A 22,607-nucleotide genomic window follows, 5' to 3' on the forward strand; every position below is an offset into this window, starting at 1 on the left:
TCCCCTGAAACAACCGATTCAATAAATATTTGGATAGTGAGCAGCGAGCGTTCAACCCCGAAGGGTCAAAGCCGCTACTTTCTGATGCCAGATAGCATAACCCAATCTTCCATTTGCTTGGGGGCATTCATCACAAACCATTCGCTATAGGTAGCAATTACTTCGTCGGCCTGGTGTGCGAGCAAGCCGGAAAGCGCCAGTTTACCGCCGGAACGTGTCAGTTCTGCGAGGGTTGGGGCCAATTGTTGCAGTGGGCCTGCGAGAATATTGGCCACCGTCATATCGGCTTTTACCGCAGGTGTGTCTTGTGGCAGGTAAACATCAAACAGCTCGTGGCTCAGGCCATTGCGGTCGGCATTGTCGCGGGTGGCGATCAACGCCTGAGGGTCAATGTCTACACCAATCATCTTGCTGGAACCCAGCAACAGGGCAGCCATACCCAGAATGCCGCTGCCACAGCCGTAGTCCATGACCAGTTCATCACCTTCGACGGCCTGATCCAGGTACTGCAAGCACAGGGCGGTGGTTGGATGGGTGCCGGTGCCAAATGCCAGACCGGGGTCGAGCATCAAATTGGTGGCGTCGGGTTGTGGTGGCTTGCACCAGCTTGGGCAAATCCAGAGGCGCTCGCCAAACTGCATGGGCTTGTAGCTGTCCATCCAGGCGCGTACCCAATCCTTGTCTTCAACCTGCTCCCATTTTAGTTCCGGCTGTCCCTGGCCACCTTCGACCGCAAACATCAGTGGAAATTGCTCCAGGGTTTGTTCAGTGTCTGTATCGGCGGTAAACAGACCAATGATCAGGGTGTTATCCCAAATCGGGGTGGTGCCCAGTTCCGGTTCCAGAATGGGTTGATCGGCATCGTCCTGCAAGGTAACCGAGACAGCACCCAGTGCCAGTAGTGCATTTTCGGCCGCTTCGACCTGGTGTGCTTGTGCCTTGATCCGCAGTTGAACCCATTGACTCATTGATATGCCTGATACGTTGGAAGGATTGATGGGCGGCGAGTTTGCCGAAAAAGCCCGAAAGCGTCCAGTTTGTGGTGGTGTGAGCCTATCTGCGACAACTGGACGCACCCGTTTTCTCCACAGCCTTGACCGCGATGGAACACTTTTTCGCCATTACCGTTAATAATAGCCAAAACGAACCGTATGTATTGCTCGCCTCTTAACCAAGTGAAAGCAGTTGAATAACTGCAGAACAAGTGGCGAAACCAAGGAGAAACAGGATGATGAGATTGAAACCGGTGGGTTCCATGGCAGCCATATTACAGGGGCTAGTACTGGGGCTGTGCTGCATGGGCAGCGCCAGCGTGATGGCACAGAACACAGCGTCTGCTGGCGATGTGGTGTCTCACGGAGGCCGGGCGATCTCGGCAGAAAGCCCGATGGTACGACAGCCTATTCCGGGCAAGACCATGACCGCGGCTTTTATGGTGCTGAAGAATCACACCGATTCAAATGAAACACTGACGTCAGCCAGCGCCCGCTGGGCTGGGCGCATTGAACTGCATACCCACAAACATGAAAACGGTGTGATGAAAATGCGGCAGGTCGACAGCATCAAGGTACCGGCCAATGGCTCTGTGACCCTAGAGCCCGGTGGATTGCACCTGATGATCTTCGATGTGCAACAGCCGTTGCCAGCAACCGTTGGCGGTGAGTTGCCGCTGGAACTGTGTTTCAGTAAATCCGGTTGCCTTTCGTATCAGGCAAAGCTGGTCGATTTGCGCAACATGGTGATGCCGGGCAAAGAGGGTCATCATCAGCCGATGGCGATGTAACAGACAGGCGAAGCGCTACGGTCGAGAGAGAAATATCGATAGTGGCATGGGCACAATCGCGTTTGGTCCAGCCGCTATCTGCCACTTATGAACGGTTAGAAGTTATCAAGATCGCCGGACATCACATCGTTTTCCATCGATGAACCGGGAATTTTATGGCCTTCGCTGGCCCACTCACCCAGGTCGATCAATTTGCAGCGTTCCGAGCAAAAGGGGCGGTCTTTATTTTCAGACTTCCACTCAACTTTTTTCTGGCAGGTTGGGCAATCGACCAGAGTGACGGCGTCGTTAGCAGGTTTGGATAAATCGGTCATGATGAATAGATACTTTAACGGTTGATCTGACAAAGCCTACCGCTGATTGGCGTTTCAGTCAGCCGCTTGTTGAAGGTAGTACTGGTGGAGTGGCAAAAGCCGCTGGTGTAATTGTGCTAATGTACCGGTGTTCTCAATTACGTCATGGGCGTTGGCACAGCGTTGCTCGCGGGGCAATTGAGAAGCGATGATTTTACGTATTTGATCTTCGCTGTTGTTGTCTCGGCTTGCAGCCCGTTGCAATTGAACGTCTTCGGGAACATCAATCACCAGGGTGCGGGTGGTTAGCGCGTGTTGGTTGGTTTCAAATAGCAGAGGAGAAGCCAGCACCACATAAGGGCTATTAGCCGCCTCCAACTGGTCAATAATGCGTTGGCGAATGGCAGGATGAGTAATGCTTTCCAGTGCCTTGCGTTGTTCCACATGATCGAACACCTGCTGACGCAGCCAGGGGCGATTCAGGCTGCCATTTTCCAGCAGGCTCTCCGGGCCAAAGTAGTCCGCAATGGCTGTTAACGCCGGTGATCCAGGTTCAACCACCTCTCGGGCGACGAGGTCGGCATCAACAATCACGACGCCCAGACTGGCCAGATAATCCGATGCTGCGGTTTTTCCGGAACCAATGCCGCCTGTTAGCCCAAGCACCCAATTTGCCATGGTCAGAACTGACCCAAATAGGCGGCCATGATCTGGTCGCCCCACAGAGCGGCAATCCAGCCTGCCGCCGCCAGGTATGGGCCAAATGGGATTGGCAGGTTTTTATCGCGTCCCAGAATCAGAATGCCAGCGATGCCAACCACTGCACCGACTGCGGACGACAACAAAATAATCAGCAGCAGCTTTTGAAAACCCAGCCAGGCACCAAGGGCCGCCAGTAATTTGAAATCGCCAAAGCCCATGCCTTCTTTGCCGGTGACCAGCTTGAAAATCCAGAACACCGACCACAGGCTCAAATAGCCGGCAACGGCACCCCATACGGCAGAGTTTAAATCGGTAAACAAACCAAAGCTGTTGGCAATCAGCCCCAGCCATAGCAGCCCCAGTGTCATGGAGTCGGGTAAAATCTGGTGGTCGATATCAATGACCGACATCGACACCAGCAGCCAGGTAAACAGCAGCATGGCTGCCAGCTGCCAGCCCCACGGAAACATAAACACCAATACGGCACTCATAAGAGCCGTGACCAGCTCGACTGCAGGGTAGCGCCATCCAATCCGGGTGCCGCAGCCAGCGCATTGGCCTTTTAACATCAAAAAGCTGAGCAGCGGAATATTCTGCCAGGCCTTTACCGGTGCTTGGCACTTGGGGCAGTGAGAGTCCGGCTTGACCAAATTGTAGGGGGTACTCAGGTCGTCCAGTGCAGGGTGCTTCGGCAGGTTGTCGACATCTGCACATTCCTGCTTCCAGCTACGAAACATCATGATTGGCAGACGCAAAATCACCACGTTCAAAAAGCTGCCAACCAGTAAAGACAAAACAGCAACGGAAACCAGCTGCAACGCCCAGTGAGAGCCGAGCCACTGGATCAGGGTGGAAAAGGGAGCCAGAAAATCCATTACATTGCCGATCCCATTTGGAAAATCGGCAGGTACATGGCGATGATCATGCCACCAACAACGACACCCAAAAAGGCCATGATCAGGGGTTCCATCATGGCAGTCAGGCCATCGACCGCGTCGTCCACTTCGGTTTCGTAATAACTGGCAGCTTTATCCAGCATGGCGTCCAATGCTCCGGACTCTTCGCCAATACTGGTCATCTGAATCACCATATTGGGAAATACACCGGTGGCGCGCATGGCAAAATGCATCTGCTGGCCGGTGGATACTTCGTTTTTAACTTCCAATACCGCATCTTTGTATACCTTGTTACCAACGGCTCCGGCAACCGAGTCTAGGGCTTCTACCAGGGCACACCGGCGGCAAAGGTGGTGGAAAGAACCCGTGAAAAACGAGCAATGGCGGCCTTATTCTGAATATTGCCCATTACGGGCAGCTTCAGCGAAATACGATCCACCTGATCGCGGAATGCCTGTGAGGTCTTCATAGCGTATTTGAAGGCCACTACCAAAGCGGCAACAGATCCAAAAATAATAAACCAGTAGGCCTGCATAAATTCGGAAATATTGACCACCATTTGGGTTGGCGCAGGCAGCTCCTTGCCAAAGCTCTGGAACATACCTTCGAAGGTGGGAACCACCTTGATCAGCAAAATCGCGGTTACGATGGCTGCAACCACAAGTACCGTGATTGGGTAGCCCATGGCTTTTTTGATTTTGGATCTGAGTGCTTCAGACTTCTCTTTATAAATCGCCACCTTGTCGAGCATGGTTTCCAGTGCACCGGACTGTTCACCGGACTCCACCAGATTACAGGTGAGTTCGTCAAAGTGTTCCGGGTGCTCTTTCAGTGCAGAAGCAAAATCATTACCGGCTGCTACGGTATCGCGCAGTTTAAAGATCAGGTCCTTCATGGCCGGGTTGTCGACCCCGTCAGCAACAATTTCAAATGACTGCACCAGTGGCACGCCAGCTTTGATCATGGTGGCCATCTGGCGGGTAAAAAAGCTGATGTCGGCCGATTTGATTTTTTTGCTTTTAGCGGCGCCACTACCGATACCAAACAATGGCTGCGGTGCACGTTTTACTTTGTCCGGCTGAATACCTTGCTTGCGCAGTTGAGCTTTAACCATGGCCATGTTGTTGCCAGACATGGTGCCATTCATCTTCTGGCCGCGTTTGTTAACGCCAGTCCAGGTAAATTCAATGCTTTTGGCTTGCTTGGCCATGATGAAAACTGCCTCTACCGCTTATCCAGGTGAGCTGGCTGCCCACCTGAAGGTTGATTCGTCAGATATTTCAAATTTTGAAGAGGGTAATCATACCCTGTTCTGATTAATCCGTTGTGACTCGATTCGCTTCTTCTATGCTGGTAACACCTTGGGCCACTTTCATCAGTGCCGAAGTGCGCAAGTCGTTAAAACCTTCGCTACGGGCCACATCGGCGATTTCAATGGAGTTGCCGCCTTCCATGATAATACGTGAGAGGGCATCGGTGATTTTGACCACCTCGTAAATACCCACTCGGCCCTTATATCCGCCCTTGCATTGATCGCAGCCAACAGGCTGATAAATTTCTGCGCCTTCCAGCATGTCTTTGGTAAAACCAAGGTCCAGCAGGGCTTGTTCTGGAATATCCGCGGGTTGTTTGCAGCTTTTGCATAAACGACGCGCCAGACGCTGGGCAATGATTAAAGAAACCGAGGTAGCAATATTGAACGCGGGTACGCCCATATTGGCCAAGCGGGTAATGGTTTCCGGGGCGCTGTTGGTGTGCAGGGTAGATAACACCAGGTGGCCGGTTTGTGCGGCCTTGATGGCAATGGATGCAGTTTCCAGGTCTCGAATTTCACCCACCATGATCACATCCGGGTCCTGACGCAGGAAAGAACGCAGGGCCGCCGCAAAGTCGAGGCCGACCTTGGCGTTAACGTTCACCTGGTTAATGCCTTCCAGGTTAATTTCTGCCGGGTCTTCGGCGGTGGAAATATTGGTGCCTTCCTCATTAAGAATATTCAAACCGGTATACAGAGACACGGTTTTACCGGACCCCGTGGGCCCTGTTACCAGAATCATGCCCTGCGGCTTCGACAGCGCATGCATATACAGGTCTTTCTGGGCAGGTTCATAACCCAGCATATCAATGCCCAGCTGTGCAGAAGACGGGTCGAGAATACGCAGAACGATCTTTTCGCCAAACAAAGTTGGCAAGGTGTTAACCCGGAAGTCGATGGCTTTGGATTTGGATATCCGCATCTTGATACGGCCATCCTGAGGAATACGGCGTTCAGAGATGTCCATCTGCGACATGACTTTCAAGCGGGCAGCAATTTTACCGGTAAGAGAGGCCGGCGGATTGGCCACTTCGTGCAGTACACCGTCGGTACGGTAACGTACCCGGTAGCGCTTTTCATACGGCTCAAAATGGATATCCGATGAGCCCATCTTGATGGCATCCAGCAGCATTTTGTTCACAAAACGCACGATCGGCGCATCGTCGCCGCTGTTGGCATTGGTCGCTGTTTCTGCTTCCTTGTCAGCGGCATCCGGGTCTTCCAGGTCGACATCGTCCAACTCTGAGCCCAGATCATCCATACCAGAGTCCTGGGCATTAATCAGCTTTTCTACCAGGGCCTCGAGTTTATTGTGTTCAACAATAACGGGCTCGACGTTCAGGCCGGTGCTGAATTTAAAATCGTCCAGCGGCTGAATCTGGGTAGGATCGGCTTGGGCAACATACAGACGCGAGCCGCGAGCCATCAAAGGCACCAGACGGTGCTTTTCGATTAATTCTATGTTGTTTAATTCTTCCGGAATGGCTTCAGTATCAAAGGCGCTCAGGTCCAGTAGCGGCAGGCCAAACTCTTCAGAAGCCGCAAAGGCTATTTGGGCAGAGGGTATTTGGCCGGATTCCGCGGCAAGTTTGACGAACGGAATACGCTTGTCATTGGATTCTGTCAGTAAGCTTTGCAGCACCTGCTCATCAATACCCGTTGCAACAAGTCGCTTGGGAATACCCGTTAGTACAGCCATGTCAGAAATTCCAAAAGATCAAACCAGAAAAGAAAAATAGCAAAATTGAGTTATATCTGCAGGCTTTTCCTGCAGGCAAAAAAAAGCCCCGCCGAAGCGGGGCCTTACGCACATCTCAGATTACAGACGTGGTTCGAATTCGATGCTCAGGTTAGAAGAGCTGGTCAGGCCCCACTCCAGAGGAGAAGTTGTACCCGCAGTGAATGCTGCAGTACAAGCGGTAGCCCAAGAACCGGCACCAGATGCTGCTGCTTCAGTCAGCGCAGTGTACTGGCCACAGCCAGACAGAACGTAGCTACCAGCGTCAGAGCCATCGTTCAACAGGGCAGAAGCTTCGGTTGTGAAGGTAACTGTAATAGTCGGAACGGTCAGGTCGTATGCAACGGTGTAACCTTTGCCAGCAGTGTAAGCTGCATTGGTCAGGTCTGTGCCGTTGTAGTCTTCCAGGATAGTTGTGCTTGCTGGCAACCGAGCGTAACGCTGAACGTAGTCGTCAATCGCGTTTTGGCCACCGCGAACACTGCCCAAGGAAGTCTGTACTTCAGAACGAGCGATGTAGGACTGGTACTGAGGAATAGCAACAGCAGCCAGAATACCGATGATCGCGATTACGATCATCAATTCAATAAGGGTAAAACCTTTTTGAGCTGATTTCATGGGAAGTCTCCACTCTCTAAAAATTGGCGGCCATTTGGCTGGCTACCGTTTAATTTGTGTCGGCGCAGTAGGGTGGTTTGTCTTGGTGACAAAGCCGTTAAAGCGGCATGAGAATTTGGATTCTATTGAGGGGGGAATCCAAATTCGCCTGCTCTGCTTGGTATAAGCCAGAGTCGTGCCAATTTTTTGATATTGCTAAAAAGCCCGGTTTTTGTGATGGCGTTGGCATTTTGACGCCGTTATTCATTCGTATATTACTTGAGCAAAACGATTGGGTTAGACGGCAACTGAGCCAAAGTGACAAATTTTGTCACCCGTTTTGGGTTGGGATGGTGGTGGTGTCCAAAAGTGTCATCGCAGGTGGTTTGGAGTTATTTCCGGTCTGTCTGGCAACGTCGGGTCTTCGCAGGTAACAGAATCACTTTGTGCAGGTTGAATAAACTCGGATAGCGAGTGCCATTTATTATGGCGGGCGAGCCGCCCGCGCTCCCGGATGCTAAGCCATGTAGGGTTTTTACAGGTTACCGCTGTATCGGCAGTAAGCTACCTCCCACAGCCAAGTCAGCCTATATGGGGAATTACGCGTTTAAACGGAATGTAGGGAAGGGGCATGCCCCTTCCTGGCGGCGTAGTCGGAGTGAAAAAGCGAAAGAATCAGAAAATGCGCCATCGGGCGATGGCGCGGGGAAGAGCCAGGCTAGGGGCTCGGTAAGAGCCCTGAAGCGCTTATTCAGCGTTGAGGATTACAACTTTACGTGGCAGCAGGTTCAGCTCTACGTATTCGTTGTTTTGGCTGTTGGTGTCGGTGTCCAGTACCAGCAGGCCCGGGTTGTCGCTGTTGGCAACGCCAACCCACAGGCGGTCTTCGCTGTCGCTTTCCAGGTCGGTCAGGGTCAGTTCGTCGTTGCTGCCCAGTGTGGTGTCGCTGTTCAGACCAGCGGTGATATCAACAAGAGTGGCTGCGTCGTCAGACGTTGGGTCGATCTGGTACAGGTAATTGTTGAGAGTGGTGCCGTATCCCTGCTCTAGCGCAACAGTGAAGTACACCAGGTTGTCGCTCACCGGTTCTACGTCGCCAATGTGATATTGAATGACTCCAGCTTCGCTTTCTGCGTTGTATTCAGACAGGTTGCTGTCTTCGTCACTGATCAGGTTGGTTACGGCGTAGGTTGTGGCGTCTACCATGTCCAACCCGGTACCTGTGTTGCTGCCGTATGGGCCGTGGCCTGAAACGAACAGAATGCCGTTTTCAATTTCCAGCGTGCTTGGGTTGGTGATGTTCAACTCAATGCCGTTCAGGCCGTCGGTGCTGGTGTCGGTATCGATTTCTTCCATACTGGTCAGGTCGATGGCGGCAATGTAGGCCGTCATTGGTGTCCAGTAGGCGTCCAGACGCTGCATTACGACAAACAGGGTGTTGTTGTAGATCACCGCATCGGCCATGCGTGGGTAGGTTGCGCCTTCTACGGTGTAGGCAGACAGATCAACTTCTGCCAGCTGGAATTCTTCAGCGGTTGTGGCATTCGGGTTGATCTTCAGAACGGAGCTGCTGCCGTAACGAACGACCCAGGCTGCGTCGTCAGATTCGTGTACCACTGTGTATGGGTTAGAGGTGCTGTCTGACTCGGTTTCGTTGACGGAATATTGCCAATCGTAGTCGCTGCCACCAGGTGTGCTACTGATATCGAAGTTGCTTACCAGACCATTGGTTCGATCCAGGTAGTACAAGCTGGAGCGATTGCCTTCACCAGCGATACCAAAGTTAGTTTCAGTGGTGTTCAGGACGGTGTTGGTTGATGTGCGCAGATCGGTAACGTTGCCATACACCAGTTCAGAGCCGCTATAGTCTGAGGCCGTCGTAAAAGCGGCAAAGGCTTCGCCAGTAATCGCAGTACGTTTGTTGTCATCATCATCACTACCACAGGCAGTCAGCAGCATGGAGCTGGCGACGGCGCTGGCCAGCATCAGCTTTTTGGTAAACAGAGCATCATAAGACATGAGGGATTCCTTGGTTTAGTAATGACAGGTCAGGTACAGATTCCACTCCCGGGCGGGTGCGGGTCTGCTGCTGAAGTCGGTAAATTCGTGGTTAAAGAGATTTTTTACCCGCAGGCCAACACTGGACTGGCTAACCCGGTTGCCCAGCGTGCCGGTATCGCGGTGGATATTCAGGTTCCAGAGGTTGCGGTCTTCGCCGCTGACGGTATTGCTGCGGTCGAGATAAATATCGCCGGCCAGCTCGTTTTCGAGGCTGACACGGGTCGCCTGATTCACGCTTTGCCACTGCAGCTTGCTGAGCAAACGTTGGTGATAAATGGAAGGCAGTTGTTTATCGTCGTACGACTTGGTGTCGCTGCTGCTGGTGCTGGAATAGTGGCTGCCAGCCAGCGATAACTGCCAGCTTCCAAAGGCGGATTGAGAGCTGCCAAAACGGCTTTTCAACTGCCACTCCAGGCCTTTCATGACGGCATCGGCGCTGTTTTCGTAACGACCTGACCCGGTTGATGGGTCGTATACCACGACGATGGTGTTCTGCAATTGACGCCGAAATACGGTGACTGCCAACGACGGCTGCGCGAATACATCGGCTTCAATATCAAAGCCTGCGGTCAGGGTGCGGCCCAGCTCCGGGGTCAGATCGGCGTTGCCACGGGTCATGCCCTGGTCGCCGAAGCGCTCGTACAGGCTGGGGATGCGCAAGGCGCGCTTCCAGTTCAAATGCACGCTGCCGAAGCTGTGTTCCGATACAAACGCCTGCTTGATGGATGCGGTAGTAGAAGGCCATTTGATGGTGGATTCGCCATCGCTGCTGGAGGTGCCGTGCAGGGTTCTGGCCATCGAGGTTTGCTGGTGATGGGTCGATGCCAGCGATAGCGTCAGATCGTTGTTCTGCCATTCTACCTGTCCGCCGGCTTGCCACTCTTGCAGCCAGGAAAACTGATCACACTGGCTTCCGAGGCCGTTGCAGTTGTCGCTGTTGCTGAGCGGGCTGCTGTAGCGGCTGGCGTAGGTCTGTTCTTTGCCCTGGGCTTGTAAGGTGAACAGCCAGTGCTCCCAACCTGTTGCCGCTTCGCCAAACTGACTGCTGAGCGAGGCTTCGGTGTTCTGGTAACGGTAGTGGTCGTCGTTGGTGGTGTAAGAGAAGATCGCCAACGGGTCTTTGTAGGCCTGACGCTCAAGTGAGTGGCTCAATGACCAGCTTTGGTACCAGTCGTTGCCCCAATGGCCAGACAAGCGCAGGCCATGCTGTTTGCTGGTTAACAAGGCGCGGTTGCGTGTGGAGTTGCGCGCATATTGCGGCAGCTGTTTTTCGCGGTCTTGCCACCAGGCTTGCACTTGAGTGCTGCTGAGGCTGGCGGAGACGTCGATGCGGTCTTTGCGGAACGCGGCGTTGTTGAGGTCTTGCTTAACGTACAGCTGGCTGGAGTTTTGTGGATTGGGGACCGCGTAGGAGTAGTTGTTATCGCTTTGCTGATGGTCGATGCTCACCGCGATAGGTGTGCCCAGCACTTCCGCAGAGGTGTTCAGGTTAGCCGACAAGGTGCCGTAACTGCCTGCGCCCAGTTGCAGCTGTTGGCTGGCTTGGTCGGCGTTGCGGGTAATGATGTTAATCGTGCCGCCAATAGCCTGATCGTTGGTCACCGAGCCGTCGCTGCTGTCACTGGCGCTGGTGATGACGTCGATACGTTCAATATTGCCTAGCGGTATATCAGCCAAATCGTAGTGGCCAAATTGACCGCTGTTTTGCAGAACGCCGTTTACCAGCACGCGGGTCTGGTTGGTGCTTGCCCCCTGGATCGACACCAGCACCGGGTCGCCCATGCCGCCGAGTGCCTGCACCTGAACGCCGTTCAAAGACGACAGAAATTCCCCCAGATTGCGGTAACCGTCGGCCAGTTGGCTGGCATCAAAGCTGCGCAGCTGCTGGTTTTCTGTGACGGTGTGGCCGTAGACCACTATTTGGTCATTGGTGATTTGTTCATCTGTGGTTTGTTCATTAAGGGGTTGTTCATCAAGGGGTTGTTCATCGCTGGTACCGGACTGCGCCCCTGAGGTGTTGTTCGACAGAGTTTCACCACGGGAAGAATGCGGCAGTACCGCCAGCATCAGGCCGACGACCCACAAGGCGGAAACCAGCATATTCTTGATGATAAATACCAGACTGGAGTGTCGGGAGGTTGGGGCCGTGGGTGAATTCAATCCGGTGTCCTTGCATGGGAGTTACTGCGGACGGGATTGTGGGAAAGGGACGACGAAGCACCAGAGCGCAGACGGGCTCCGGCAGGCTTGACTACTTTCCCGTCGCCCTCCGCAACGTCAGTATTGCAATCAGGCCGGTATCCGGGCTTACGACCAGAGCCAATGGGCTCGGCAACAACGCCTTCCCGCTCGTCAGAGCAGTGGCTGCAAATGCGGCTGGCATTGCGGTTGTTGCTTGGGTCGATCACCGTTGCGGGGGCAGCGTCGGAATGTCTGGCAGTTGCCAGAGGAACCGAACTTCCCGTTTAACCCTGAAAAACTGGTTGTGTTTTGTACAAGGGCACCTGATCAAGCGCGGAAGAGTATAGGGAAGGGGAAAATTGGTCAAGAAGTGGCGGCTGAGTGGTAGAAATGGCCGCAGTGCGTCGGTGTTTGATGATGTTGTAGGGATGGGGCATGCCCCATCCGCTCGGCGAAGCCGGATAATCGCAGGCAAGTAGAGGCATGCCTCTACCCTACAAGTGCCATAACCTAATGTGTAGGGATGGGACATGTCCCATCCGTCCGGCGAAGCCGGATAAACGCAGGCAAGCTACCTCCCACGTATGTGGTGGGGGATTCAACATGGCTGCGTCAGATGGCAGTCGCTGCGCGTCTTTATCTGACCTACGTTTATCTGACCTACATCTGTTCTAAACCTGCTCTACAAAAGATGGCCAGTGCTTATTTACTGATTGGCAATTTGACGATAAACCGCGCACCGTGGGGTTCGGCGTGGCGGTAGAGCATTTGGCCTTTGTGGTGGTTGGTGACGATAAAATACGACACCGATAGCCCCAGGCCGGTGCCTTCGCCGACTTCTTTGGTGGTGAAAAAGGGTTCAAACACGTGGGCGACTTTGTCGGCCGGTACGCCGCTGCCGTTATCTTCAACGCTGATGCTAACGAGGTCGCCATTGCGCCAGGCGTGCAGGCGAATCACGGGTTTCCATTCCGGTTCGTCGTCGGTGTGGTATTGCGACAGCGCTTGCAGGCCATTTTTGATCAGGTTCACCAGCACTTGTTCGATTTCGCCGGGAATGGCGTTTACCGCAGGTAGGTGATCCATTGGGCTGTGTTGCAGCTCAACGTGGCGGAAGTTGAGGTCGGATCGGGCGATATTGATGGCGTTATCGATCAGGTCGCTGACGCTTTGGCTCTCCAGCATGGCGTCGTTCTGGCGGGAGAAATTGAGCATACTTTCAATAATCGCAGCGGCCCGTTCTCCGGCGTCTTTTATATGGTCCATCATCTGGATCACATCGCGTTGTTGCAGGTACTGCTCCAGTGCCAGCAAATCCAGCCCAAGGGATTCCGCGGTGCGTCGATTGGCGGGCAGTTGGCCCAGCAGACGGCGTCGAATATTTTGCAGGTTTTGCAAAATAGCCCCCAGCGGATTGTTGATTTCATGTGCCATGCCAGCGGCCAGTCCACCGACGGTGAGCATTTTTTCCGACTGCACCATCATTTCTTCCATTTTCAGGCGCTGGCGAATGTCTTCCAGACGAATCACCGCAACGGCCTCGTCACTGTTATCGAGAGCGTAGGCGGTGACTTCGGTTTTTAACTCTTGCTCAATGCTGTTCAGCGTCAGGTGCTGCTGTGTTAGCGGCTTACGGTCGGTTGGATGATCCGAGCTGTTTTGAGCGTCGTTTGACGCGTTGCCATCATGCTGGGCATGAACTTGCTGGATATGGGCTCGTCTGGCAATCGTGCCCAGCACCGTCCGAATAATGTTATCCAGTTCGGGAATAAAGCCATTCAGTGGCTGACCCAGTTGCACACCGGGATGACCGGTTTCAGTGGCAGGATGCTCGGATTTCAGCAGCGCGGTTTTAAGCAGTTCCTGGCCGCGGCGGTTGTACTGCAACAGATTACCGTGTTGGTCGACCGAAAACAGCGCAAAGGGAATGGCGTTCAGAATGGCGTCCAGCAAACTTTTGGTGTGACCCAGCTGCCGTTCCATGGTGGAACGTACGCGAATTTCTTTCTCCAGGTCGTCGTTCATACGAGCGCTTTCCTGGGCCAGCAGGGTGGCCCGCTGGCGAGCGCTTTCTGCCTGCTGGTGGGCGCGGGCGAGGTCGAAGTTGCGTCGATGCAGGTGCCAGTAAAATTCGTTCAGGCTTTCGACCAGCGGTTGAAGGTCCGGGTCTTCGGCCCGAAACTGGAACGAGGCGTCTTGCTCCAGTAGTTGAATCCGGTCGAGCTGTTTTTTCAGATCGTGATACGGGTACTGCTGCCAGCGCCGGATCAGCACATACAGCAAAAACATCAGCAGCGAGCTGATCGAGCCAATGATCAGTAGAGTGCTGATGGTTTCCGTCAGAAAGTACAGCGGCAAGGCACGGGCGTTGGCGATAACAATTTCGTAGTCGTGGCCAATAGTGGTGAACGCGTGACGGTGTATTTGCAGCCGTTCTGTGTTGATGTTTGGCCCTTGAATAGCCGGTATTTGAATCAGCAACTGGTCGGTGTTGTCGTGCAGTTGTATTGAGGCAATGCGCGGGTGCTTGATGAAGTCTTCCATTAGCTGCCGCACGGCCATCAGGTCGGGAGGAGAGATGACCAGCTCTTTTTCCATTGCATTCAGCAACAGGCGGTTGAGCTCGGGTTCCAGATGGTTGCGGCTGACCCGGTCAGCGGTCATCAGGAACGCCACCGCCGACATCGCCAGAACAATCACCACGGCAACGATAATGGCGATCATGGTTTTGCGGCGCGGCAAAATCTCGGAACGCAAATCGTCTGCAGCGGGCAAGCTGTGCGACATAGTGATGGTCTCGCTCCTTTCGGTTTTGCTTTGCTCGGTTGTATTCGGTATCGGCTCTTTTTGTTCCTCATTTGGGCCCCGTGAAGCAGAAGGTACTTTGCGTGTATCGGGCGTTGAGGTTGAGTCAGAGCGGCGACGATTCATTGAGGCCATACCGTCAGTCCCCTGCCTTGCAGTTGCTCGGCCAGCTTGCGGGTTTCCGGAATAGCAGGCTGCTGTTCCTTCGGCAAGTGCGACACCTGAACCAGCAAATAGCCCAGAATATACGCCAGCTCGGTAGGGCGACCGGCGAGAATGTCTTGCAGGGTGGATGAACGGTTAGCCGCGGTTTTTTGCGCAACCAGCGTGACCCGTTGAACGAAGTCGCCCGGTAGCTGCCAGTTCAGCACCTTGCTGGCTTGCAGCACTTCGTTCGCCAGAGCGAGAAAGTGCTGGTGGTAAGCCGTATTGCTAACCAACTCGCCGTTAAGACATTGATAAAGCGCGGTCAGTGGGTTGATCACAATGTTCACCGCCAGCTTGTTGATTAACCGCTGTTGGATATCGGGCACCATGTCAAGGTGAGGAGGCAGCGGTGTGTTTGCAACTGGTGATTGTTGTTCTGGCTCTGGTGTTTGAAGGGCTCGGCCAACCAATACTTCGCCAAGCCCGGCATAGCAGTAAGTTCGGACTGGATTGTCCTCATCAGGCATCAAAAAAGCACCATCTGTTGAGGTGCCCAGCCACAACTCCGTTGCCAGATTTTGCTGTTGCAGCCATTGCTGTACCGCTTGTTGTTGGCCCATGCCGTTTTGCAGCAGCAGAATGCGCTGAACCTTGTTCAGGGCTTCAGAATGTTGATGCAGCGTCTGTAACGCCGTCAGCGTATGCGCTGCCTTGGTGGTGACAACCAGCCAGTTGAGAGCTTGCTGACCATTCCAATAAGGCAACTCGAGCTCAAGTTCTGGTTCTGATTGTGGGCGTGAGTGTGGTTCTGGGTGTAGCTCTGAAGCACAGGATCTTGTGTCAGGGCCAATCGCAGAATCGCTGAAAGCAGAGCGGGTTGCGTCCGACAGCTGTAAGCGCCGCTGAACGTTGTAGGGGGGGCGGGCTTCGCCAGATAGGCTATTCGCAGCCTGTTTGGGGACGCAATAAACATCCAGACCGCGCCAATGTGCAGCCATTACCGTGCCGATGGCACCCAAACCGAGAATCGCAATGGAAGTTGTCATGATGGCTGATTATAGAGCTGCTTAAAGGAATTAACAGCGCGGATGGGGAGGGGCGTTCAGCCAGTGGGCTGAACCAGTTTCAGCAGTTTGTCGGCGTTACTGTCTGCTTCGGTATTGTCTGCTTCGGTGTTGTTTGTTTCGGGAAGGCTCAAAGACCCTGGATCGGTTTCTTGTGCGGGATCTTTGGCTGTAATCGCTGGCTTGGTGATTTGCCCGACTGCTAACGCACTCTCTGGATTATCCAGAGCATCGGTAAAGCTGGCCAACAGTTGCTTGCACAAGGAGGCTGGATGATCTGCCTTGGCACGACCCACCCAGTGCTGCAGGATATCGACGTCTTCACGGCAACAGCTTTCAATGGCTTTTAATGAATAGTGCTGTTTACTCAGCAACCAGGCGGCTAATGGCATCAGGCGCTGGTAAACGCGACGGTTTTTGCTGTCGGTCATGTCTTCGACCGTTACACCAAAACGGCTGGCCACAATATTGACGGCAATCACCCATGCGTTTTCTGGTGGGATCGAGGCAGAAGTCGCGGCTGTTTGACTCGCGGCGTGGCTACCGACGTGTCTTTCCATCCAACGATCACGAGCCAGCGCAAGATGCATTGGCTGATTACCGTCGTTCAGGTTCAAATCTGTCTTTGCGGGTTGCTCCATCACATTGATGTAATGCTGCTCACGGCGGTGGCGACTGTGACTCAAGCGGTTCAGAACCGCTTCGCAATCCAGCCACGCGGGTGGTTCGTGCAACCGGTAAAAGCGGTCGCTGCTCCACGGATACAGCTCTGCACTGGGCACCTTGCCTTCAAACACCGGCTGGCGGTGAAGTTGCAGCACGGTGTCCATTAAAAACGCCGATTCATCAATCGCCAGTACATCAACCTGCTCGGACAAAAGCTGCTGCTTCTGCCCCCAAACCGCCTCATGGGATTCCGACAATTGCTGCTGCAAAGCTTCCACCACCGCAGGCCAATCCTGCGCGCAACGCAACACACAGCGAATGCTATTGGCATCCAGCAGCCAGGCAATGAGCTTGCAGTCAGGCAAGTTGGCCAGCAGGCGCGGCGCAGCCTCCAACTCAAATACCGAGCGGAAAATGGCTTGCTTGCGAGCGCCTCGGAATGTCAGTAAGTAAACACCCGGGCCATGTAACGGAAGTTTGCTGTTCATAACAAACAGAGTAGACAGTGCTTACACAAATGCCAGTGACATTTTGTGATAAATCATTTCTGGCCAATAACGGGCAATAATGATCGCTACGCGCTCGAGGTTGAGGCATGCCTCAACCCTACGGGTGCAAAAGCGTTTTAATGAAATGTAGGGATGGGACATGTCCCATCCATCCTGCACCGCCGATTTTTGATTTTCTGGCCGTACACAGGTATACAGTCCGGCTTCATCTTTAATAACGCCGCCGGTTTTATTACCTGAACATCATCCGTTTTATGTTCGCTTGCGGCGACCTCTACACACAGAGCCAATACCGAATCTGGAGCCGAATATGCCATCTTTTGACGTTGTATCCGAAGTCGATAAACACGAAGCCCAAAACGCCGTTGACCAAGCCAACCGCGAGCTCAGCACTCGCTTCGATTTTCGCGGTGTCGACGCCAGTTTTGAACTGAAAGAGTTCATCGTGACTCTGACTGCCAACGAAGAATTCCAGATCGAACAAATGAAGCCGATGCTCGAGGGCGCAATGATCAAGCGCAGCATCAAAGTGTCCTGTCTGGAATACAGCGACCCGAAAGGCGCAGGCAAGCAGGTAAAGGTTCAGGCTACCATGCGCCAGGGCATTGATAAGGAACTGGGCAAAAAGATGGTCAAACTGGTGAAAGACAGCAAGCTGAAAGTACAGGCGTCTATTCAGGGCGAGACGGTACGCGTGCAGGGCAAGTCCCGAGACGACCTGCAAAACGTCATGTCCCTGTTCCGCAATGACGAATCCATCACCATGCCGTTGGCCTTCAAAAACTTCAAAGACTGATGAATCAACCCAATGAGGCAGGCCAGCAAGGCGCTGCCTCCAACTCCCTTGGCGACTGGCTGCGTGACGCCTGGCAAATTTACACCCGCAAACCCGTGATGGTCATCGCCCTGTTGGGCTTTGGCGCCGGACTGCCGTATTTGCTGGTATTCACCACCCTGACAGCGTGGCTGCGGGACGCAGAAGTCGAGCGTACTACCATTGGTTTTTTTGCCTGGATTGGCATTACCTATTCCATCAAAGTGTTCTGGGCACCGGTGATCGACCGCCTCAACCTGCCTGTGTTAAGCCGTTGGCTAGGGCCAAGGCGAAGCTGGATCTTGGTAGGGCAGCTTGGCATCTTTGCCGGGCTTCTATGGATGGGCCTGCTCGACCCTCAGCAAGACCTCTGGGGCATCGCCGTTGCCGCCCTGATTGTCGCTTTTGCTTCCTCAACCCAGGACGTCGCGCTGGACGCCTACCGTATTGAAATCGTCGAAGACGATTATCAGGGGGCGATGTCGGCCAGCTACATCTTTGGTTATCGGGTCGCGGTGCTGTTCTCGAGCGCCGGAGCGCTCTATCTGGCAGACTGGTACAGCTGGACCTTCGCCTACACCTGCATGGCGTTTTTGATGGTGGTGGGGGTTATCGCCACACTCTGGAGTGATGAACCCAAACATCTCGACGCCGAGCAGCGCGGACGGGTAGATGCTGAACTGATCGACAAACTTATGGGACGGCCCATGCACCTGGCACAACGGCCCCCATGGCAGCGCTGGCTGCTGGGCGCGGTTATCTGCCCCTTGCTGGAATTTTTCCAACGCAACGGCATGCTGGCGTTGCTGATTCTGGGTTTTATCGCCGTATTCCGTCTCAGCGACATCACCATGGGCGTGATGGCCAACCCCTTCTATCTGGACCTTGGATACAGCAAATCGGACATAGCCCGCATTGCCAAAATGTTCGGCCTCATAATGACGTTGGCTGGCTCCGCTATTTGTGGCGTGCTGGTGGTCAAATGGGGACTGTATCGGCCTCTGTTGCTGGGGGCGATACTGGTAGCGGGTACTAACTTACTGTTTGCCCTGCTGGCGCTTCCCTGGGACGGCAGTCGGCCGCCGCTGAGCTGGCTGGTGCTGGTGATCAGCGCGGATAACCTCAGTGGCGGTATTGCCAGTACCGCGTTTATTGCCTACCTGTCGAGTTTGGCTAACAAGAGCTACACCGCCACGCAATACGCCTTGTTCAGCTCGTTGATGACCCTTCCGGGTAAATTCATCAGCGGGTTTTCGGGCTGGGTGGTCGACGGCTGGGGCTACACCGAGTTTTTCGTCATCGCCGCCGTGTTGGGCCTACCAGCGATTTTGCTGGTGATGGTGTTGATGCGGTACCACCGAATGGGGCGGTTGTAGGGGGGGGCGCTTCACCATGCTCCCGGTTGAGGCATGCCTCAACCCTACAACGGTAAAAAACGTAACGTGTAGGGATGGGATATATCCCATCCGTCCGGTGTAGCCGGATAATGGCGAAATGACCGCCACGCGCTCCCGGTTGAGGCATGCCTCAACCCTACAACGGTTAAAAACGTAACGTGTAGGGATGGGATATATCCCATCCGTCCGGTGTAGCCGGATAATGGCGAAATGACCGCCACGCGCTCCCGGTTGAGGCATGCCTCAACCCTACAACGGTTAAAAACGTAACGTGTAGGGATGGGGTATATCCCATCCGTCCGGTGTAGCCGGATAATGGCGAAATGACCGCCACGCGCTCCCGGTTGAGGCATGCCTCAACCCTACAACGGTTAAAAACGTAACGTGTAGGGATGGGATATATCCCATCCGCCCGGCGCAGCCGGGCAAGCCAGCAAGCTCCAAAATTCCGTCTATATTTAATGCATCTCCAACGATTCGTGGTGGCGTGCCGCTGCGTTGCATACACGGGATGTATTGCTGTTCATGTCGACTCCTTCCGCTTCCAGATTTCCGCAGTTCCCGGTGTTGTGGCGTCAGATCGCCATAGGCCCGCTGCTGCTGGGTCTGGCGACACCTTTGCTGCTGGTGGCGGATGCCAATAACGCGGTGCCGGATTTACTGATTGAATCCGCTGAAAGCGAGTACGGCCGCAAGGCGATGTTTCGGATGGAACGCTGGCGCGACCTGATGTTGGACTTGGCCGACGAGCAGGACGAAAGCGAGGTCATTGAGCGCGTTAACGACTTCTTCAATGCCGAAATCCCCTATATCAGCGACATCAAGCACTGGAAAGTAAACGACTACTGGGCCACTCCGTACGAGTCATTGGGCACCTACGGTGGCGACTGCGAAGACTATGTGATCGCCAAGTTCTATTCCTTGCTGAAGCTTGGTATCGATCCTCAAAAGCTCAGGTTCAATTACGTAAAAGCACTGGATTACAACCTGGCGCATATGGTTTTAACTTATTACCCGCAGCCGGATGCCATGCCGCTGGTGCTGGATAACCTCAAAAAGTCCATAGAACCCGCCGATCAGCGCACGGATTTGAAGCCGGTTTACAGCTTCAATGCCATTGGTTTATGGCTGGATCAGGAAAAGGGCCGCAGCAAGAATATTGGCACGGCCAACAAGCTGTCGCGCTGGACCAACCTGCGCGTGCGTATGTCGCGGTTGGGTATGGATATATAGGTTGGATATATAGGCTTGGATAGATAGAAATGGATATTTGGGTACGGATATTTAGCTCATGAAACAAGGATTCACGTCATGACCCTCAGACAACAATTTTCAATGCTGACCACCGTACTGGTGATCGTGCTGCTGATGGGAAGTCTGGTGTTGTCCATCATCAATGGCCGCGATGCCTTTGAGCAGCAGCTGAATGCGCGGGCCTACGACGCCGCAACCTCGTTGGCGCTGGCAATGTCGCAGGTGCCGAATCAGGACGAGGTCGAGCTGTCGCGCCAGATTGATGTGCTGTTCGACCGCGGTTTCTTCTCGGACATCACCTTCACCGACGTGCATGGCAACCAGCTGTATCGCCGCGAGCATCAGGCGTTGGCCCATCAGCCTGCGCCGGGGTGGTTTCGCAGTATGGTGTCGTTTAACTTGCTGCCAGCTGAAACCGACGTTACCACCGGCTGGACCCGCATGGGCACTGTGTCTGTAAGCAGCCACACCGACTTCGCCTACCGTGACCTCTGGAACATGATTCAGGATCAGGCCATCTGGTTTATGGCGGTGCTGGTGGTGTCATTGGTGGCGTTGCAACTGTTACTGCGCTGGTTGTTCAAGCCGGTGGCCGAAGTGGAAGACCAGGCGCTGGCCATCTGTGACCGCCAGTGGCGCGTGCTTGACAACATTCCCAACGTGATTGAACTGAAAAACATGGTGTTGGCGATGAACAAAATGGTCATCAAGCTGCAAACCATGTTCAACGAACAGTCAGAAACCACCGAGCGGTTGCGACAGGAATCGTTTGCCGACGAGCTGTCAGGCATGCAGAACCGACGCGGGTTCGACCAGCGGTTGGAATACCTGCTGCGTTCCAATGAAGAACATTGCGGCCTGCTGATGCTGATGCAAATAGAAGACTTCGCTGACTACAACCAGCGCGAAGGCCGCAAAGCGGGCGATGAAGTGATTGTGCTTACCGCCGACAGCGTGCAGCAGTGGCAACAGGACTACGGCAACAGCTTTAGCGGCCGTCACGCCGGGGCGGATTTCACGGTATACGTGCCGGTGGCCAATCGTGCCCATGCCGATGAACTGATACAGCACTTCTATTCGCATATGGCGTCCACCGCGCTGAGCCAGCGAATTGGATTGGCATTTCATGTCGGTGGGGTTTTCCTGCAAGGTCAGCAAGATACTCTGAGCAGTGCGTTAATGCGTGCCGACGAAGCCCTTCGCCAAGCCCAGCGTCACCCGCGTGGCAGGGCTCTGCTGTACTACCAGGACTACGGCAACACGGCAGAACTGAGTGCCACCGAATGGTCAGAACTGCTGAAAAACATCTTGCGGGAAGAAGAGCTGGAACTGCAATACATGCCAGTGGTGCGATCCACCCAAGGGCAATTTGAACTACAGCAGCTGGAGGTTTACAGCCGGGTAAGGCATCGGGGCGAACTGATTTCCGCAGCACGATTCTGGCCCATGGTCGAACAACACCAAATGGCAGCGGCGTTTGATATCACCGTGGTACGCAAAGTCATGGAAGCGCTGGACAGCGGCGAACTGTGCAAAGCGGGGCGAGTGTGTATCAACCTGTCGCCCGCGTCCGTGCTGGATCGGGCTTTCCATGAAGACGTTATGCACCTGCTGAAACAACACCCGGAAGCAGGCCGCAAACTGGCGTTTGAACTGCCGGAATACAGCATTGGCGATGTTGAAACCCAACTGCAAGACCTGGCCCATGAAATCCTGCCAGCGGGCGTGGTGTTTGGTGTCGACCAGGTAGGCACCGGGACCGCGGCGTTCTCCTACATGCAACGGCTGCCGATTGAATACGTACGCATCGACGGCAGCCTGAACCGTGGATTGTTCGACGCCCAGGACCAACGGTTCTTCACCCAATCCATGGTGCACATTGGCCACAGCCTCGATTTGATGGTATTCGGCGAAGGGCTGGAACAGGGCGTGGATGTAGACGAACTGTACCGCAGCGGCATTGACGGTGTGAGCGGTTACTTCTATTGCAAACCGCAGCCATCCATCACTGCCGTGGCAGAATGGAGCGGAGGATTTGGGGTTTAATGCGTATCGGTTGAGGCATGCCTCAACCCTACAAGTGCTAAAAACGTAAGGTGTAGGGATGGGACATGTCCCATCCGTCCGGAGTAGCCGGATAATGATGTAGCGACCGCTACGCGCTCGTGGTTGAGGCATGCCTCAACCCTACAAGTGTTAAAAACGTAAGGTGTAGGGATGGGACATGTCCCATCCGTCCGGAGTAGTCGGATAATGATGTAGCGACCGCTACGTGCTCATGGTTGAGGCATGCCTCAACCCTACAAGTGTTAAAAACGTAAGGTGTAGGGATGGGACATGTCCCATCCGTCGGCGATGCGGGATAGGTTTAACGAATATCAAGGA

The 22,607-nt window shown here is 54.1% G+C and carries 18 protein-coding genes and 1 riboswitch; of the genes, 5 read left to right on the forward strand and 13 right to left on the reverse strand.

Annotated elements, in window-relative coordinates:
• Positions 1-74 precede the first annotated feature (74 nt).
• A complete protein-coding gene (gene prmA, locus ACXADJ_RS02260; protein WP_475062596.1) occupies positions 75-968 on the reverse strand; it encodes a 50S ribosomal protein L11 methyltransferase in 894 nt (297 codons plus the stop codon).
• Between the two features lie 260 nt (positions 969-1,228).
• On the opposite strand from prmA, the gene ACXADJ_RS02265 reads away from it, so the two are divergent.
• Positions 1,229-1,783: a copper chaperone PCu(A)C gene (locus ACXADJ_RS02265; protein WP_475062598.1), complete on the forward strand. Its 555-nt coding sequence runs from the start codon at positions 1,229-1,231 to the stop codon at positions 1,781-1,783.
• A 95-nt stretch (positions 1,784-1,878) separates the two neighbouring features.
• On the opposite strand, the gene yacG is transcribed toward ACXADJ_RS02265, so the two are convergent.
• The 12 genes from yacG to ACXADJ_RS02325 form a co-directional block, all read right to left on the reverse strand.
• Positions 1,879-2,097, reverse strand: a complete 219-nt coding sequence (gene yacG, locus ACXADJ_RS02270; RefSeq protein ID WP_051219178.1) for a DNA gyrase inhibitor YacG — start codon at positions 2,095-2,097, stop codon at positions 1,879-1,881.
• 54 nt (positions 2,098-2,151) lie between these two features.
• On the reverse strand, positions 2,152-2,754 hold the full coding sequence (coaE, locus tag ACXADJ_RS02275) for a dephospho-CoA kinase (RefSeq protein WP_475062600.1): 603 nt from the start codon (positions 2,752-2,754) through the stop codon (positions 2,152-2,154).
• A 2-nt stretch (positions 2,755-2,756) separates the two neighbouring features.
• Entirely contained in the window at positions 2,757-3,653 is an 897-nt protein-coding gene (locus ACXADJ_RS02280; RefSeq protein ID WP_475062602.1) for a prepilin peptidase, read from the reverse strand.
• Positions 3,653-4,006 carry a type II secretion system F family protein gene (locus ACXADJ_RS02285; protein WP_475068102.1) on the reverse strand — a complete coding sequence of 118 codons (354 nt, stop codon included), beginning with the start codon at positions 4,004-4,006 and terminating at the stop codon, positions 3,653-3,655. Before ACXADJ_RS02285 ends, ACXADJ_RS02280 begins: the two co-directional genes overlap by 1 nt.
• Complete coding sequence (locus ACXADJ_RS02290) at positions 4,000-4,884, reverse strand: type II secretion system F family protein (RefSeq protein ID WP_475062604.1); 885 nt, start codon at positions 4,882-4,884, stop codon at positions 4,000-4,002. Before ACXADJ_RS02290 ends, ACXADJ_RS02285 begins: the two co-directional genes overlap by 7 nt.
• Positions 4,885-4,990: 106 nt before the next feature.
• Complete coding sequence (gene pilB, locus ACXADJ_RS02295) at positions 4,991-6,688, reverse strand: type IV-A pilus assembly ATPase PilB (protein ID WP_475062606.1); 1,698 nt, start codon at positions 6,686-6,688, stop codon at positions 4,991-4,993.
• Between the two features lie 120 nt (positions 6,689-6,808).
• The gene (locus ACXADJ_RS02300) at positions 6,809-7,345 is read right to left on the reverse strand and encodes a pilin (protein WP_475062608.1); all 537 of its coding nucleotides are present in this window, start codon (positions 7,343-7,345) and stop codon (positions 6,809-6,811) included.
• 726 nt (positions 7,346-8,071) lie between these two features.
• Complete coding sequence (locus ACXADJ_RS02305) at positions 8,072-9,343, reverse strand: hypothetical protein (protein ID WP_475062612.1); 1,272 nt, start codon at positions 9,341-9,343, stop codon at positions 8,072-8,074.
• Between the two features lie 15 nt (positions 9,344-9,358).
• Positions 9,359-11,545 carry a TonB-dependent receptor plug domain-containing protein gene (locus tag ACXADJ_RS02310; RefSeq protein ID WP_475062614.1) on the reverse strand — a complete coding sequence of 729 codons (2,187 nt, stop codon included), beginning with the start codon at positions 11,543-11,545 and terminating at the stop codon, positions 9,359-9,361.
• A 115-nt stretch (positions 11,546-11,660) separates the two neighbouring features.
• Positions 11,661-11,908, reverse strand: a riboswitch (cobalamin riboswitch).
• 360 nt (positions 11,909-12,268) lie between these two features.
• Positions 12,269-14,353, reverse strand: a complete 2,085-nt coding sequence (locus ACXADJ_RS02315) for a sensor histidine kinase (RefSeq protein ID WP_475062616.1) — start codon at positions 14,351-14,353, stop codon at positions 12,269-12,271.
• 140 nt (positions 14,354-14,493) lie between these two features.
• Entirely contained in the window at positions 14,494-15,282 is a 789-nt protein-coding gene (locus ACXADJ_RS02320; protein ID WP_475062620.1) for a ketopantoate reductase family protein, read from the reverse strand.
• Positions 15,283-15,620: 338 nt separating this feature from the next.
• On the reverse strand, positions 15,621-16,736 hold the full coding sequence (locus ACXADJ_RS02325; RefSeq protein ID WP_475062622.1) for a hypothetical protein: 1,116 nt from the start codon (positions 16,734-16,736) through the stop codon (positions 15,621-15,623).
• Between the two features lie 331 nt (positions 16,737-17,067).
• On the opposite strand from ACXADJ_RS02325, the gene ACXADJ_RS02330 reads away from it, so the two are divergent.
• The 4 genes from ACXADJ_RS02330 (at position 17,068) to ACXADJ_RS02345 (ending at position 22,268) form a co-directional block, all read left to right on the forward strand.
• A complete protein-coding gene (locus ACXADJ_RS02330; RefSeq protein ID WP_028293450.1) occupies positions 17,068-17,553 on the forward strand; it encodes a YajQ family cyclic di-GMP-binding protein in 486 nt (161 codons plus the stop codon).
• Positions 17,553-18,947 carry an AmpG family muropeptide MFS transporter gene (locus tag ACXADJ_RS02335; protein WP_475062626.1) on the forward strand — a complete coding sequence of 465 codons (1,395 nt, stop codon included), beginning with the start codon at positions 17,553-17,555 and terminating at the stop codon, positions 18,945-18,947. The genes ACXADJ_RS02330 and ACXADJ_RS02335 overlap by 1 nt, the downstream gene beginning before the upstream one ends.
• 546 nt (positions 18,948-19,493) lie before the next feature.
• Positions 19,494-20,201, forward strand: a complete 708-nt coding sequence (locus tag ACXADJ_RS02340; RefSeq protein WP_475062629.1) for a transglutaminase-like cysteine peptidase — start codon at positions 19,494-19,496, stop codon at positions 20,199-20,201.
• A 78-nt stretch (positions 20,202-20,279) separates the two neighbouring features.
• A complete protein-coding gene (locus ACXADJ_RS02345) occupies positions 20,280-22,268 on the forward strand; it encodes a bifunctional diguanylate cyclase/phosphodiesterase (RefSeq protein ID WP_475062632.1) in 1,989 nt (662 codons plus the stop codon).
• Positions 22,269-22,607 lie beyond the last annotated feature (339 nt).

Source organism: Oceanobacter sp. ABM4_470 (genome assembly GCF_056158645.1).

Excerpts from the sequence above, each read along its gene's own strand:
- prmA (WP_475062596.1), bottom strand. The coding sequence starts at position 968 with ATGAGTCAATGGGTTCAACTGCGGATCAAGGCACAAGCACACCAGGTC.
- ACXADJ_RS02265 (WP_475062598.1), top strand. The coding sequence starts at position 1,229 with ATGATGAGATTGAAACCGGTGGGTTCCATGGCAGCCATATTACAGGGG.
- yacG (WP_051219178.1), bottom strand. The coding sequence starts at position 2,097 with ATGACCGATTTATCCAAACCTGCTAACGACGCCGTCACTCTGGTCGAT.
- coaE (WP_475062600.1), bottom strand. The coding sequence starts at position 2,754 with ATGGCAAATTGGGTGCTTGGGCTAACAGGCGGCATTGGTTCCGGAAAA.
- ACXADJ_RS02280 (WP_475062602.1), bottom strand. The coding sequence starts at position 3,653 with ATGGATTTTCTGGCTCCCTTTTCCACCCTGATCCAGTGGCTCGGCTCT.
- ACXADJ_RS02290 (WP_475062604.1), bottom strand. The coding sequence starts at position 4,884 with ATGGCCAAGCAAGCCAAAAGCATTGAATTTACCTGGACTGGCGTTAAC.
- pilB (WP_475062606.1), bottom strand. The coding sequence starts at position 6,688 with ATGGCTGTACTAACGGGTATTCCCAAGCGACTTGTTGCAACGGGTATT.
- ACXADJ_RS02300 (WP_475062608.1), bottom strand. The coding sequence starts at position 7,345 with ATGAAATCAGCTCAAAAAGGTTTTACCCTTATTGAATTGATGATCGTA.
- ACXADJ_RS02305 (WP_475062612.1), bottom strand. The coding sequence starts at position 9,343 with ATGTCTTATGATGCTCTGTTTACCAAAAAGCTGATGCTGGCCAGCGCC.
- ACXADJ_RS02315 (WP_475062616.1), bottom strand. The coding sequence starts at position 14,353 with ATGTCGCACAGCTTGCCCGCTGCAGACGATTTGCGTTCCGAGATTTTG.
- ACXADJ_RS02325 (WP_475062622.1), bottom strand. The coding sequence starts at position 16,736 with ATGAACAGCAAACTTCCGTTACATGGCCCGGGTGTTTACTTACTGACA.
- ACXADJ_RS02330 (WP_028293450.1), top strand. The coding sequence starts at position 17,068 with ATGCCATCTTTTGACGTTGTATCCGAAGTCGATAAACACGAAGCCCAA.
- ACXADJ_RS02335 (WP_475062626.1), top strand. The coding sequence starts at position 17,553 with ATGAATCAACCCAATGAGGCAGGCCAGCAAGGCGCTGCCTCCAACTCC.
- ACXADJ_RS02340 (WP_475062629.1), top strand. The coding sequence starts at position 19,494 with ATGTCGACTCCTTCCGCTTCCAGATTTCCGCAGTTCCCGGTGTTGTGG.
- ACXADJ_RS02345 (WP_475062632.1), top strand. The coding sequence starts at position 20,280 with ATGACCCTCAGACAACAATTTTCAATGCTGACCACCGTACTGGTGATC.